At 52.9% G+C, this 14467-nt stretch carries 11 protein-coding genes and 1 pseudogene; 10 read left to right on the forward strand and 2 right to left on the reverse strand.

The annotated features are described in order from the left end of the window. Nucleotides 1-112: 112 nt before the first annotated feature. Nucleotides 113-1453, reverse strand: a complete 1341-nt coding sequence (gene citS / locus ACQ29O_RS04455; RefSeq protein ID WP_000183602.1) for a citrate/sodium symporter CitS — start codon at nucleotides 1451-1453, stop codon at nucleotides 113-115. A 244-nt stretch (nucleotides 1454-1697) separates the two neighbouring features. On the opposite strand from citS, the gene citC reads away from it, so the two are divergent. From citC to caiF, 10 genes and pseudogenes are all read left to right on the forward strand, one after another. Continuing rightward, nucleotides 1698-2741 carry a [citrate (pro-3S)-lyase] ligase gene (gene citC / locus ACQ29O_RS04460; protein ID WP_001181446.1) on the forward strand — a complete coding sequence of 348 codons (1044 nt, stop codon included), beginning with the start codon at nucleotides 1698-1700 and terminating at the stop codon, nucleotides 2739-2741. A 29-nt stretch (nucleotides 2742-2770) separates the two neighbouring features. Then, on the forward strand, nucleotides 2771-3064 hold the full coding sequence (citD, locus tag ACQ29O_RS04465) for a citrate lyase acyl carrier protein (RefSeq protein WP_000691461.1): 294 nt from the start codon (nucleotides 2771-2773) through the stop codon (nucleotides 3062-3064). Further along, nucleotides 3061-3854, forward strand: a pseudogene (locus tag ACQ29O_RS04470) (aldolase/citrate lyase family protein). Before citD ends, ACQ29O_RS04470 begins: the two are co-directional and overlap by 4 nt. 10 nt (nucleotides 3855-3864) lie before the next feature. Then, nucleotides 3865-5385, forward strand: a complete 1521-nt coding sequence (gene citF / locus ACQ29O_RS04475) for a citrate lyase subunit alpha (protein ID WP_000665573.1) — start codon at nucleotides 3865-3867, stop codon at nucleotides 5383-5385. Next, a complete protein-coding gene (gene citX, locus ACQ29O_RS04480; RefSeq protein WP_000679046.1) occupies nucleotides 5385-5936 on the forward strand; it encodes a citrate lyase holo-[acyl-carrier protein] synthase in 552 nt (183 codons plus the stop codon). The genes citF and citX overlap by 1 nt, the downstream gene beginning before the upstream one ends. After that, the gene (citG, locus tag ACQ29O_RS04485; RefSeq protein ID WP_001103238.1) at nucleotides 5914-6822 is read left to right on the forward strand and encodes a triphosphoribosyl-dephospho-CoA synthase CitG; all 909 of its coding nucleotides are present in this window, start codon (nucleotides 5914-5916) and stop codon (nucleotides 6820-6822) included. Before citX ends, citG begins: the two co-directional genes overlap by 23 nt. 179 nt (nucleotides 6823-7001) lie before the next feature. Continuing rightward, nucleotides 7002-7823, forward strand: coding sequence for a 4-hydroxy-tetrahydrodipicolinate reductase (dapB, locus tag ACQ29O_RS04490; protein ID WP_000544037.1), 822 nt, complete (start codon nucleotides 7002-7004; stop codon nucleotides 7821-7823). An 861-nt stretch (nucleotides 7824-8684) separates the two neighbouring features. Then, entirely contained in the window at nucleotides 8685-9833 is a 1149-nt protein-coding gene (carA, locus tag ACQ29O_RS04495; protein WP_000597280.1) for a glutamine-hydrolyzing carbamoyl-phosphate synthase small subunit, read from the forward strand. An 18-nt stretch (nucleotides 9834-9851) separates the two neighbouring features. Then, nucleotides 9852-13079: a carbamoyl-phosphate synthase large subunit gene (gene carB / locus ACQ29O_RS04500; RefSeq protein WP_253336194.1), complete on the forward strand. Its 3228-nt coding sequence runs from the start codon at nucleotides 9852-9854 to the stop codon at nucleotides 13077-13079. Nucleotides 13080-13351: 272 nt separating this feature from the next. Beyond that, nucleotides 13352-13747 carry a carnitine metabolism transcriptional regulator CaiF gene (caiF, locus tag ACQ29O_RS04505; RefSeq protein ID WP_000333324.1) on the forward strand — a complete coding sequence of 132 codons (396 nt, stop codon included), beginning with the start codon at nucleotides 13352-13354 and terminating at the stop codon, nucleotides 13745-13747. A gap of 77 nt (nucleotides 13748-13824) precedes the next feature. On the opposite strand, the gene caiE is transcribed toward caiF, so the two are convergent. After that, the gene (gene caiE / locus ACQ29O_RS04510) at nucleotides 13825-14421 is read right to left on the reverse strand and encodes a carnitine operon protein CaiE (protein WP_000122863.1); all 597 of its coding nucleotides are present in this window, start codon (nucleotides 14419-14421) and stop codon (nucleotides 13825-13827) included. Nucleotides 14422-14467 lie beyond the last annotated feature (46 nt).

The raw sequence follows: 14467 nt of genomic DNA on the forward strand, positions 1-14467 counted from the left end.
CCTTCCTGGTGAGTCCGGCTAAGGAGTAGAGTGGATTTCCCTTGGCCACCTCTGGCTTTGGCCTCTACTTTTCTCCAGGTCGTTTGCTGCCAAGACACCGCCGTGCGTTTTTTTACACCATCATGCTGAACACGATGCTAGCGATAACCAGCACAATACCGCCACCCAGACGAGAGGAAATTTGTGCATATGAAATGAGGTTCATACGGTTACAGGCGGAGAGCACTTCCAGATCGCCGGAGCCGCCGCGGTTGGCCATACAAAGACCCGCAGTAATGGATGATTCAATCGGGTAGAAGCCAATCAACCAGCCCCCGATAGCTGCGCCAACGACTGCGCCGACCACAATGATTGCGGCGATAACTACGTTCGCGAACGTCAGGGCATCGATAATCTCTTGCAGATCGGTGTAGCAAACACCCACACCGACCATCAGCACCCACAGCAGTTGTTTGGAGAAGAAGTCAGAAAGACGTTTCGCCCCGGCTTTAATCTCCGGTGAGCAAAGACCTGATGCGTTCAGCGCAGCAACAATCAGAACCATCCAGGCGAAGTAGTGAATAGAGACGCCGCCGATGCTTGGCAGAATTTTCTTGGCAACAACATAGGCCAGCAGGAAGCAGGTGGTGGATAACACCATGCCAACCGCCGTTTCACGATGGGTAATCTGACCGGCCTTTTCATCATCTTCGGTTTTGAAGGAAGCCTTACGAACCAACTCACCTTCACCGCTAAGCCAGGTGTATTTTTTGCCTATCATATCGAGGAGGGCGGCGAAAATAATGGCGAAGATATTCGCAATGGTCAGAATAGCAATAGCCGTTGAGTAATACTCTTCGCGAGAACGTCCGGTAACCGAGTGATAAATTTCAGACAGAGGCACGGCGCCCGCGCCGTTACCACCGCCCATAATCGGCAGAACGTACAGCATCATGATACGGTCGACCGGGATACCGAAGCACAGACCAATGACGATACCGAAAAGGGACGCGCCGACAATCCCGGCGAGGATGGTTGGGATATAGCCCAGCAGTGATTTTAATAGCAGCTTACGGTTTACCGACAGGATCGCGCCTGTGATCAACACTGCGATAAACAGGTTAAGGAAGTTGCTTTTATCCATTACGTTGCTGATCGCATCAATTTCTTTCTGCGTAAATATGCCAGCATAGACAAAATAAGCTGCAACCAGAAATATCATAACCGGTGCGCCGCCAATATATTTATTGAAGATCGGTAAACGTTTGCCGATTTCACCAAAAATGGCCCCCATCACAAACATAAGGGCAAAACCACCGACTAAGTCAGTCGGTATAGCATTATAAAAATGAGAAAGTAATAAAGTAATTAATGCAAAGGCATAAAGCGGTAGCGGCATACCAAAGATTTTGAATCTGAGTAAATCGCTAGCCCCCTTTTTCTCCGTCGCCGAAGCTTGGGTCATGTTGGTCATAAACATTTTCCTGTGTATTGATGGGTAACAAGACCCGCGCATACTAATAAATTCAATGAACCATGAGATGTGACTATCTTCACTGAATGGTTGTGTTTTTAATTAATTTAATTATTTTTATTAACTCTGGTTAATTAAGGAAATAAAAACCATAAAGCTTATAAAAGCAAGGGGGAAAGTGTGATGTCTATTCCAGACGAGTAATACAAACGCTGGCGAAATATGCGACGTTATTTGCTGACGGATGCAGAATAGAGTGAATCTAATATTTAAACGCATTTATTTGCAAAAGGATGTATTGCGTCGCGAGTCGGTCGCCATGTTTCTGGAGGGCGTGGGACTAGCCCTGGAAGACGATTGTGAAATCGCGGTATGCGCATATTGGCAGGGTGAGATAGTCGGGTGCGGTTCTCTGGCCGGGAACGTACTGAAATGCATCGCCGTTTCCCCGGTTTTACAAGGGGAAGGGCTCAGCCTCAAACTGCTGACCGAGCTGCTTACATTGGCCTACGAGTTAAACCGCAGCGAGCTTTTCCTGTTCACTAAGCCGCAAAATCGGTTGCTGTTTTCTGGCGCGGGGTTTTGGCCCATTGCGCAGGCAGGTGAGCTGGCTGTGTTAATGGAGAACAGCAGTGAACGGTTAGCGCGCTTTTGTCGCCAACTGGCGCTTTATCGTCAACCGGGAAAAACGATCGGCGCCATCGTCATGAACGCCAATCCGTTTACATTGGGCCACCGTTATCTGGTGGAGCAAGCGGCTGCGGCCTGTGACTGGTTGCATCTGTTTGTAGTCAAAGAAGATGCTTCATTTTTTTCCTATACCGACCGTTGGGCGCTGATCGAACAAGGAATCGGGGGCATTGACAACGTCACGTTGCATTCCGGCTCCGCTTATATGATCTCGCGTGCGACGTTTCCCGGCTATTTCCTCAAAGAAAAAGGGGTTGTGGACGACTGCCATTGCCAGATCGATCTGCAACTCTTCCGTGAACATCTGGCTCCAGCGCTGGGGATTACCCATCGTTTTGTCGGCAGTGAACCGTTTTGTCCTCTGACCTGTGCCTATAACCAGCGAATGCACGACATTTTACACGATCCGAAGCGCAGCGGCCCGGTTATTGAGGTCGTCGAGCTGGCGCGGGTGGAGAAAAACGGCGCGGCTATTTCCGCCTCTCGCGTCAGAAAACTGTATAGCGAACGTAATTGGCCGGCAATAAGCGCGCTGGTGCCTGCTGGCACCCTGGCATATCTGCAGCGGCATGCCGCCAGACACACTGAAACCATATGACGTAACACCGTTAACAAGGAACATAACTAATGAAAATCATTAAAGATGCCCTGGCAGGCACGCTGGAATCCAGCGATGTGATGATCAGGATTGGTCCATCCAGCGAGCCAGGAATTCGGCTGGAGCTAGAGAGTCTGGTGAAGCAGCAGTTTGGCGCGGCGATTGAGCAGGTGGTTCGGGAAACGCTGGCGAAGCTGGGCGTTGAACGCGCGCTGGTTAGCGTCGATGACAAAGGCGCGCTGGAGTGTATTTTACGCGCCCGAGTGCAGGCGGCGGCGTTACGCGCTGCAGAACAAACGGAAATTCAATGGAGTGCGTTATGAGACCTCGTCGCAGTATGTTGTTTATCCCCGGCGCAAATGCGGCCATGTTGAGCACCTCGTTTGTCTATGGTGCGGACGCGGTGATGTTCGACTTAGAAGACGCCGTAGCGTTACGTGAGAAAGATACCGCCCGTCTTTTGGTTCATCACGCGCTTCAACATCCGTTCTATCAGGATGTTGAAAAAGTGGTGCGCATTAATCCACTGAACACGCCGTTTGGTCTGGCCGATCTTGAGGCCGTCGTGCGTGGTGGCGCGGATATCGTGCGTCTGCCGAAAACCGACAGCAAAAACGATGTGCTGGAGCTGGAAGCGCAGGTTGAACGGATCGAACGTGAATGTGGACGTGAAGTCGGCAGTACCAGGCTGATGGCGGCGATCGAATCAGCGAAAGGCGTGGTCAATGCCGTCGACATCGCCACCTCCAGCCCGCGCATGGTGGCAATTGCGCAGTGCTGCATGCGGCGCGCGTTGCGGGTATTGCCGCCTATGATGTCGTTTGGTCGGATATCAATAATGAAGAAGGCTTCCTGAAGGAAGTGCAGTTGGCGAAAGGGCTTGGTTTTAACGGTAAGTCCTTAGTGAACCCACGTCAGATTGAGCTGTTACATCAGGCTTATTCTCCGACACGTAAAGAAGTTGAGCATGCGTATGAGGTGATTGCCGCCGCTGAAGAGGCTGAGTCTCGCGGTCTGGGCGTCGTTTCACTCAACGGCAAAATGATTGACGGCCCGATTATCGACCACGCGCGCAAAGTGGTGGCGCTGTCGGCTTCCGGTATTCGTGATTAAGGAAGGAACCATGAAAGAGACTGTAACCATGCTCAACCAGCAATATGTCGTACCGGAAGGATTACAGCCCTACCAGGGGGTAACAGCGAACAGCCCGTGGCTTGCCAGTGAAACGGAAAAGCGTCGGCGTAAAATTTGTGACTCGCTTGAAGAGGCTATTCGTCGTTCCGGGCTTAAAAATGGCATGACGATATCCTTCCACCATGCGTTTCGTGGTGGCGACAAAGTTGTCAATATGGTGATGGCGAAGCTGGCGGAAATGGGATTCCGCGATCTGACGCTTGCCTCCAGCTCATTAATTGATGCCCACTGGCCGCTTATCGAACACATTAAAAATGGCGTGGTGCGGCAGATTTACACCTCCGGGCTGCGCGGCAAGTTAGGGGAAGAGATCTCCGCTGGCCTGATGGAAAACCCGGTACAGATCCACTCTCACGGCGGCCGCGTAAAACTGATTCAGAGCGGTGAGCTGAATATTGATGTCGCTTTCCTCGGCGTGCCGTGCTGCGATGAATTTGGTAATGCGAACGGCTTTAGCGGCAAGTCACGCTGCGGCTCTTTGGGATATGCGCAGGTTGATGCGCAGTATGCTAAATGTGTGGTGCTCCTGACTGAAGAGTGGGTCGAATTTCCCAATTATCCGGCCAGTATCGCGCAGGATCAGGTTGATTTGATCGTACAGGTGGACGAAGTAGGGGATCCGGAAAAGATCACCGCGGGCGCGATTCGTCTGTCCAGCAACCCGCGTGAACTGTTGATCGCCCGGCAGGCGGCTAATGTGATCGAACACTCAGGTTATTTTTGTGACGGTTTCTCGCTGCAAACCGGCACCGGTGGCGCATCTCTGGCGGTCACCCGTTTCCTGGAAGACAAAATGCGTCGCCACAACATTACGGCGAGTTTTGGCCTGGGCGGGATCACCGGCACCATGGTGGATCTGCATGAGAAAGGGTTGATCAAAGCGCTGCTGGATACGCAATCATTCGATGGCGATGCAGCCCGTTCGCTGGCGCAGAATCCACATCATATTGAAATCTCAACCAATCAATACGCGAACCCCGCCTCTAAAGGCGCGGCATGCGAACGCCTGAATGTGGTGATGCTGAGCGCGCTGGAAATTGACGTGAATTTCAACGTTAACGTGATGACCGGTTCAAACGGCGTACTGCGTGGCGCATCGGGCGGCCATAGCGATACGGCAGCAGGGGCCGATCTCACCATTATTACCGCACCGCTGGTCCGTGGCCGAATCCCATGTGTGGTGGAAAAAGTGTTGACTACCGTCACGCCTGGGGCAAGTGTTGATGTGCTGGTTACCGACCATGGTATTGCAGTGAACCCTGCGCGTCAGGATCTGCTTGATAACCTGCGTGCTGCGGGCGTGGCGCTGATGACCATCGAACAACTGCAACAGCGCGCTGAGCAACTGACCGGTAAACCGCAGCCGATTGAGTTTACCGATCGGGTGGTGGCTGTGGTGCGTTATCGCGACGGTTCAGTGATTGACGTGATTCGCCAGGTTAAAGGCTGATGAAGGGCACAGACCTGCTGTACCAGGGCCAGGCAGTTACGCTGGAGGAGATGCTACAAGCGCGCGATAAACGTGCCGCCAGGCAGCGTCAGGCGTTGAACTGCTATCGGCTACCGTTGATTTCCCTCACGCTGGTTGCACCGGGCGCCGTTAAAAACTCAGCGGTCTGGCGGCGTGTCGCCGATTACGCAATTGCCGAAATACTGGCGCTTTGCGAACAGAAGGAGTGGGTCAACGTCTGGGAAATGCAGGTAAATGAACGCAGCGGCCCGGAATGGATGGCAGCGGTCTGTGCGCCGGCAATGGCGTTGAAACAGCACATGTCGACACTAGAGATGAGCCATCCGTTAGGGCGGCTTTGGGACATCGACATTATTGATAGCGACGGTAAGTCGCTATTACGCCGTGAACTCGGGCATCCTGCCCGGCCATGTTTGATATGCCAGCAGGATGCTCATCTCGGTGCCCGGGGCAAGCATCACACCCTTGACCTTTTGTTGGATGAAATTGCACGAAGGATTGAATGCTATGAACGTGAGCGTTGTGACTGAACGGCGTACGCCAGCGTACTCATCGCTGGCGGCTGGCGAACTTAATGGGTTGGTTGCAAGAGCGCTGCTGACGGAAGCCAGGCTGACACCAAAACCTGGTCTGGTCGATATTCGTAATTCGGGAGCGCATAGGGATATGGATCTGGCGGCATTTGAACGTAGCACTACCGCCATTGCTCCGTGGATGGAAAAGTTTTTTATCATGGGCAACAACACGGCGGCGCTGGCGGCAGAAAATGTCCTGGTGATGCTGCGTCCGCTGGGGATGGCCTGTGAGAACGATATGCTACAGGCGACCAATGGTGTGAATACCCATCGCGGGGCGATTTTCGCTTTTGGCCTGCTGAGCGCAGCGATTGGCCGACTTCTCGCGCGGGGAGAACCGTTGGAGCAAAATCGTATCTGCGACCAGGTTGCTCGCCTGAGTCGGAATATTGTTGCCCACGAGCTCTCAGCAAAAAAAGCGGGAAAACTGACAAAGAGTGAAACCCATTTCCAGTGCTATGGCCTGTCGGGCGCGCGGGGAGAAGCGGAAAGCGGTTTTCGAACCGTCAGAACGCAGGCTTTGCCGGTGTTTAACCGGGTCGTGCAGGAGCATGACGATACCCATCTTGCCCTACTGCAAACATTGTTGCATCTGATGGCGTGGAATGATGATACCAATCTGGTGTCGCGGGGAGGCCTGGAAGGGCTTTACTACGTGCAGCAGCAGGCACAAAAATTGTTGTGGCAAGGGGGCGTATTGGTTGAGGGGGGCATTGAAGCGATGCAGTCCCTCGATGATGAACTCATCCTGCGTAACTTAAGCCCTGGCGGTAGCGCGGATTTACTGGCAGTGACCTGGTTTTTAAGTCATTTTCCTGCCGGTTCCCTCTATCCTGAGTAAGTTTCTCTTCTTTCATTCTCTCCAGCAATGATTCATCCTGCGGGATGAATCATGTCTTTTACTGATATCGCTCCCTGTTTATCATTAATTTCTAATTATCGGCGATTTTAGATGGCGGCCTCCGGGCGCGCTGGTTACTCTGAAAACGGTTTACGCAATTTTTACAAAAGAGAATAGCTATGCATGAAGCACAAATCCGCGTCGCCATTGCCGGCGCCGGTGGCCGCATGGGACGGCAGTTAATCCAGGCCGCCATGGCGATGGAAGGTGTTCAGCTGGGTGCCGCGCTGGAGCGCGAAGGCTCTTCCTTGCTGGGCAGCGATGCTGGCGAACTGGCAGGGGTGGGAAAGTCCGGCGTGATCGTTCAAAGCAGCCTTGAGGCGGTAAAAGATGATTTTGACGTTTTCATCGATTTTACCCGTCCGGAAGGCACGTTGACGCATCTGGCGTTTTGCCGCCAGCATGGTAAAGGGATGGTGATTGGTACTACCGGCTTTGACGACGCCGGTAAACAAGCCATTCGCGAGGCGTCACAAGAGATTGCGATCGTTTTCGCCGCAAACTTTAGCGTCGGCGTTAACGTCATGCTCAAGCTGCTGGAGAAAGCCGCGAAGGTAATGGGCGACTATAGCGATATTGAAATTATTGAAGCGCACCACCGCCATAAAGTGGATGCACCGTCGGGTACGGCGCTGGCAATGGGCGAGGCAATCGCCGGGGCGCTGGATAAAAATCTGAAGGACTGCGCGGTCTACTCGCGTGAAGGTTATACCGGCGAGCGCGTACCGGGCACGATTGGCTTTGCGACCGTTCGGGCGGGCGACATCGTCGGCGAACATACCGCGATGTTTGCCGATATTGGCGAGCGCGTAGAGATTACGCATAAAGCTTCCAGCCGCATGACGTTTGCAAATGGCGCGTTGCGATCGGCGTTATGGCTAAAAACGAAGAAAAATGGGCTATTTGACATGCGGGATGTGCTGGGGCTGGATGTATTATAGCGACTAAATACCTTCGTGATGTGGTTGTGGTAATCAAGATTAATTGATTACAAAGGGCAATATATTATTGCCCTTTTGTTTTTGCCCCCCGGTTATTCGGTCAGATAAATAACGCCTTTCACCATTCATGTTTCGACAGTTTCTTCTCCCACGACATGTTCTGCCGCAGTGGCTTACCGTATGCAAAAGGCACCTCGACCAGACTGATAAGACTGATATCCATTGGGGGGTTAGTGCTGTTCCACGGGATCGTTTTATCTATTTTGCTTCAATAAGTTAGCTTTTTTATGCTGTAGTGAGGCTGTTTGTGGTCCAATCGTATGCGCCTGTCTTAAAGAAAAAGAAGTTAGATATTAATATCTAAATTGGATTTATCATTATATTGTCTTAACTTGCTGTTTTTTGTGATTTTATGATACGTTTGACTTGATTTTTTATTTTTATAACAAGTTGATTTTTAAGTTATTTTTGTTGTTAATTTGCTCAATTTTGAATTATTATTAATTTAATAACATTAATGGCTATTAAATGGATTTTTATCGTTGTTTTTTGTTGTTTTAATGTGAAATTTGACCATTTGGTCCACTTTTTATCATGACAGCCAGTTTTTTGCGAACTCAAGGAAGCGCAAGCGTTTTCTATCGTCACTTAGTTGATATTTTTGCCTCTTAAACAGAATAACTTACTTATAATGTGCAAAATAACATAAAAAATACCCGCTTTAAGTTGACTTTTATCCGGCTTAACTTCAGAATGCCGCCGTTTGCCAGAAATCCACGGGTAAGCAAATTTGCATTGCTTCATACTGACTTAATGAATTAATATGCAAATAAAGTGAGTGAATATTCTATGGAGGGTGTTTTGATTAAGTCAGCGCTATTGGTTCTGGAAGACGGAACCCAGTTTCACGGTCGGGCCATAGGGGCAACAGGTTCGGCGGTTGGGGAAGTCGTTTTCAATACTTCAATGACCGGTTATCAAGAAATCCTCACTGATCCTTCCTATTCCCGCCAAATCGTCACTCTTACTTATCCCCATATTGGTAATGTCGGCACCAATGAAGCCGATGAAGAATCTTCTCAGGTTCATGCGCAAGGTTTAGTGATTCGCGATCTGCCGTTGATTGCCAGCAACTTTCGTAACACAGAAGACCTCTCTTCTTACCTCAAACGCCATAACATCGTGGCGATTGCTGATATCGATACCCGCAAGCTGACCCGACTGCTGCGTGAGAAAGGCGCACAGAACGGCTGCATCATTGCAGGCGATAGCCCGGATGCGAAGCTGGCGCTGGAAAAAGCGAAAGCATTTCCTGGACTTAACGGTATGGATCTGGCGAAAGAAGTGACCACGGCGGAAACTTACCGCTGGACGCAGGGTAGCTGGACGCTGAAAGACGGTTTACCGGAAGCGAAATCTGAGGATGACCTGCCGTTCCATGTGGTGGCCTATGATTTCGGCGCGAAGCGCAACATCCTGCGTATGCTGGTGGATCGCGGCTGCCGCCTGACGGTGGTGCCAGCGCAAACCTCTGCTGAAGAGGTGCTGAAAATGAATCCGGACGGCATCTTCCTGTCAAACGGCCCTGGCGACCCGGCTCCGTGCGACTACGCGATTACTGCTATTCAGAAATTCCTCGAAACCGACATTCCGCTATTTGGCATCTGCCTCGGTCATCAGCTACTGGCGCTGGCGAGCGGTGCGAAGACCGTTAAGATGAAGTTCGGCCATCACGGCGGCAACCATCCGGTAAAAGATATGGACAGAAACGTGGTAATGATCACCGCGCAGAACCACGGCTTTGCGGTGGATGAAGACTCGCTGCCCGCCAACCTGCGCGTGACCCACAAGTCGCTGTTCGACGGCACCCTGCAGGGTATTCATCGTACCGACAAACCGGCGTTCAGCTTCCAGGGCCACCCGGAGGCGAGCCCCGGCCCGCACGATGCGGCGCCGCTGTTCGACCACTTTATCGAGCTTATTGAGCAATACCGTCAGTCCGCGAAATAATCAGGAGTAATAAGAGCCATGCCAAAACGTACAGATATAAAAAGTATCCTGATTCTGGGCGCGGGCCCGATTGTTATCGGTCAGGCGTGTGAGTTTGACTACTCCGGCGCTCAGGCGTGTAAAGCCCTGCGCGAAGAAGGCTATCGCGTCATTCTGGTGAACTCCAACCCGGCCACCATCATGACCGACCCGGAAATGGCCGATGCCACCTACATCGAGCCGATTCACTGGGAAGTGGTGCGCAAAATCATTGAAAAAGAGCGTCCGGATGCGGTGCTGCCAACCATGGGCGGCCAGACGGCGCTGAACTGCGCGCTGGAGCTGGAGCGTCAGGGCGTACTTGAAGAGTTCGGCGTCACCATGATTGGCGCCACCGCCGACGCCATTGATAAAGCCGAAGACCGTCGTCGCTTCGATATCGCGATGAAGAAAATTGGTCTCGACACCGCGCGTTCCGGTATCGCGCACACCATGGAAGAAGCGCTGGCGGTTGCCGCTGACGTGGGCTTCCCGTGCATCATCCGTCCGTCCTTTACCATGGGCGGCACCGGCGGCGGTATCGCTTACAACCGTGAAGAGTTCGAAGAAATCTGCGAACGCGGTCTGGACCTCTCGCCAACCAACGAGCTGCTGATTGATGAATCGCTGATCGGCTGGAAAGAGTACGAGATGGAAGTGGTGCGTGATAAAAACGACAACTGCATCATCGTCTGCTCTATCGAAAACTTCGATGCGATGGGCATCCATACCGGCGACTCCACCACCGTGGCCCCGGCACAGACGCTGACCGACAAAGAATACCAAATCATGCGTAACGCCTCGATGGCGGTACTGCGTGAAATCGGCGTCGAAACTGGTGGTTCTAACGTCCAGTTCGCCGTGAACCCGAAAAACGGCCGTCTGATCGTTATCGAAATGAACCCGCGCGTCTCCCGCTCCTCGGCGCTGGCGTCGAAAGCCACCGGTTTCCCGATTGCCAAAGTGGCGGCCAAACTGGCGGTGGGTTATACCCTCGACGAGCTGATGAACGACATCACCGGTGGCCGTACGCCGGCGTCGTTTGAGCCGTCTATTGACTACGTTGTCACCAAAATTCCGCGCTTTAACTTCGAGAAATTCGCCGGTGCCAATGACCGTCTGACCACTCAGATGAAATCGGTCGGGGAAGTGATGGCGATTGGTCGCACGCAGCAGGAATCCCTGCAGAAAGCGCTGCGCGGCCTGGAAGTGGGCGCCACCGGTTTCGACCCGAAAGTGAGCCTCGACGACCCGGAAGCGCTGACCAAAATCCGCCGCGAGCTGAAAGACGCGGGCGCAGATCGTATCTGGTACATCGCCGATGCTTTCCGTGCGGGCTTGTCTGTGGATGGCGTCTTTAACCTGACCAACATTGACCGCTGGTTCTTGGTACAGATTGAAGAACTGGTGCGTCTGGAAGAGAAAGTGGCTGAAGTCGGGATTACTGGCCTCAACGCCGACTTCCTGCGCCAGCTGAAACGCAAAGGCTTTGCCGATGCGCGTCTGGCGAAACTGGCGGGCGTGCGTGAAGCGGAAATCCGCAAACTGCGTGACCAGTATGACCTGCATCCGGTCTACAAGCGTGTGGATACCTGCGCGGCGGAATTCGCCACCGATACCGCCTACATGTACTCCACCTATGAAGACGAGTGCGAAGCGAACCCGTCCGTTGACCGCGATAAAATCATGGTCCTCGGCGGCGGCCCGAACCGTATCGGCCAGGGTATCGAATTTGACTACTGCTGCGTACACGCCTCGCTGGCGCTGCGCGAAGACGGTTACGAGACCATCATGGTCAACTGTAACCCGGAAACCGTCTCCACCGACTACGATACTTCCGACCGTCTGTACTTCGAGCCGGTGACGCTGGAAGACGTGCTGGAAATCGTGCGCATCGAGAAGCCGAAAGGCGTTATCGTGCAGTACGGCGGCCAGACTCCACTGAAGCTGGCGCGCGCGCTGGAAGCGGCAGGCGTGCCGGTTATCGGCACCAGCCCGGACGCCATCGACCGTGCGGAAGACCGTGAACGCTTCCAGCATGCGGTTGACCGTTTGAAGCTGAAGCAACCGGCCAACGCCACCGTCACCGCCATTGAACAAGCGGTTGAGAAGGCGAAAGAAATCGGCTACCCGCTGGTGGTGCGTCCTTCTTACGTGCTGGGCGGCCGGGCGATGGAAATTGTCTACGACGAAGCCGACCTGCGTCGCTACTTCCAGACCGCGGTCAGCGTCTCTAACGATGCGCCGGTACTGCTGGACCGCTTCCTTGATGACGCGGTTGAAGTGGACGTGGACGCTATCTGCGACGGCGAAATGGTGCTGATTGGCGGTATCATGGAGCACATCGAGCAGGCGGGCGTACACTCCGGCGACTCCGCCTGTTCCCTGCCGGCCTACACGCTGAGCCAGGAAATTCAGGACGTGATGCGCCAGCAGGTGCAGAAGCTGGCCTTCGAGTTGCAGGTGCGCGGCCTGATGAACGTGCAGTTTGCGGTGAAAGACAACGAAGTCTATCTGATTGAAGTTAACCCGCGTGCGGCGCGTACCGTACCGTTCGTCTCCAAAGCCACCGGCGTGCCGCTGGCGAAAGTGGCGGCGCGCGTAATGGCCGGCAAATCGCTGACCGAGCAGGGCGTGACCCAAGAAATTATCCCGCCGTACTACTCGGTGAAAGAAGTGGTGCTGCCGTTCAACAAATTCCCGGGCGTTGACCCGCTGTTAGGGCCAGAAATGCGCTCCACCGGGGAAGTGATGGGCGTGGGCCGTACCTTCGCGGAAGCGTTCGCTAAGGCGCAGCTGGGCAGTAACTCCACCATGAAGAAACAGGGCCGTGCGCTGCTCTCCGTTCGCGAAGGCGACAAAGAGCGCGTGGTGGACCTGGCCGCTAAGCTGCTGAAACAGGGCTTCGAGCTGGATGCTACCCACGGTACGGCGATTGTGCTGGGCGAAGCCGGTATCAACCCGCGTCTGGTGAACAAGGTGCACGAAGGTCGTCCGCACATTCAGGACCGCATCAAGAATGGCGAATATACCTATATCATCAACACCACCGCAGGTCGCCGGGCGATTGAAGACTCCAGGGTGATTCGCCGCAGCGCGCTGCAGTACAAAGTGCATTATGACACCACGCTGAACGGCGGTTTTGCCACGACGATGGCGTTGAATGCCGATGCCACCGAGAAGGTAACTTCGGTGCAGGAAATGCACGCGCAGATCAAAAAGTCGTAAACCAAGGGTCCGGCGGATATTGCTCTAACCGGACCTGTAATATAATGTTGAAAGGGTTTCTGTAAAGAAACCTTTTTTTATCTTGCGTAAGGTCATTCCTGGAGAAGTCCGTTTCCGTAACCACATTTTCAATGTAATAAGCACGATATTGCTCACACTAATCAATATTTAAGTCGCATACTATCTTGCATATCCACAATTTTAATATGGCTTAGTTTTTATTAGTTTGGACAGGCCGTAGCCAGATTTTTAATTTGTGAAATGGTGTGCTTATGTGTGAAAAATATGTTGAAAGACCGCTTTATTTGTTAATTGCTGACTGGATGATGGCAGAGAACCGATGGATCACTGCCAGGGAGATTTCCCGTCAATTTGATATTGAACATTGCAAAGCAATTAATACGCTCTCCTATATTCTGTCAGAAGTGGGGGAAATTGTTTGTGAAGTGAAGATGATCCCTAACCAAATTGCAGGACGAGGCTGCCAGTGCCAGCGTCTGGTGAAAGTCGTGAGTATCGACTCTCAACTCTATCGCCGATTGAATCATAATTTGCAGGAAAGAAAAGTGAGCGTGGCGAAAGCGCCGCGACTGTCTGCCGTTCCCCCCACAGAGCTAAACCGTGAGCAGAAATGGCAGATGATGCTGTCAAAAAGTATGCGTCGCTAATTGTCTGTTTAACCTGATGGCGGGGTAAACGGTAATTGACGCGTAGGCCGGATAAGCGTGAGCGCATCCGGCATCAATTACTGTGCTGATTTTGGCTTCACGTCCGTCGTGCCTTTCAGGCGCGGCCGGTTTTCTTCGACCTGCGTTAACGGCTTCGTTTCAGATAACCCCGTTCGACAACGGATCGCAAGATCCTGATATTCTTTGGTATTGAGGCGTTTCCAGTGCAGCTCCTGGTCCGTAACCTGGCGTAGTACGCGCGCAGGTGACCCCACCAGCAGTTGCCTTGCCTCACCCTGAAATCCGGCTTTGACAAAACTCATGGCGGCGACAATGCTCTCTTCGCCAATCACTGCGCCGTCCATAATGACGCTATTCATGCCGACCAGGGCGTCCCGTCCCACCACGCAGCCATGTAGAATAGCGCCGTGGCCGATATGGCCGTTTTCATGCACGATGGTATCGGTATCGCAGTAGCCATGCATAATGCAGCCATCCTGCAGATTAGAGCCTGCCTCCAGGATCAGGCGACCATAATCCCCACGCAATGACGCGAGTGGGCCAATATAAACACCGGCGCCCACGATGACATCGCCAATCAGCACGGCGCTGGGATGGACAAACGCGTCCGGATGCACCACCGGGATCAGTCCTTCAAAGGCGTAATAGCTCATAGTTGTACCTCGGTTTTTTTGCCGGATGGCGGTGTAAACACCTTAT

Source organism: Salmonella sp. GDC200615 (assembly GCF_050574145.1).
GTDB classification, from domain to species: Bacteria; Pseudomonadota; Gammaproteobacteria; order Enterobacterales; family Enterobacteriaceae; genus Salmonella; species Salmonella enterica.

Coding starts and splice junctions, on each gene's coding strand:
- citS (WP_000183602.1), bottom strand. CDS start 1,453: ATGACCAACATGACCCAAGCTTCGGCGACGGAGAAAAAGGGGGCTAGC.
- citC (WP_001181446.1), top strand. CDS start 1,698: ATGCAGAATAGAGTGAATCTAATATTTAAACGCATTTATTTGCAAAAG.
- citD (WP_000691461.1), top strand. CDS start 2,771: ATGAAAATCATTAAAGATGCCCTGGCAGGCACGCTGGAATCCAGCGAT.
- citF (WP_000665573.1), top strand. CDS start 3,865: ATGAAAGAGACTGTAACCATGCTCAACCAGCAATATGTCGTACCGGAA.
- citX (WP_000679046.1), top strand. CDS start 5,385: ATGAAGGGCACAGACCTGCTGTACCAGGGCCAGGCAGTTACGCTGGAG.
- citG (WP_001103238.1), top strand. CDS start 5,914: ATGAACGTGAGCGTTGTGACTGAACGGCGTACGCCAGCGTACTCATCG.
- dapB (WP_000544037.1), top strand. CDS start 7,002: ATGCATGAAGCACAAATCCGCGTCGCCATTGCCGGCGCCGGTGGCCGC.
- carB (WP_253336194.1), top strand. CDS start 9,852: ATGCCAAAACGTACAGATATAAAAAGTATCCTGATTCTGGGCGCGGGC.
- caiF (WP_000333324.1), top strand. CDS start 13,352: ATGTGTGAAAAATATGTTGAAAGACCGCTTTATTTGTTAATTGCTGAC.
- caiE (WP_000122863.1), bottom strand. CDS start 14,421: ATGAGCTATTACGCCTTTGAAGGACTGATCCCGGTGGTGCATCCGGAC.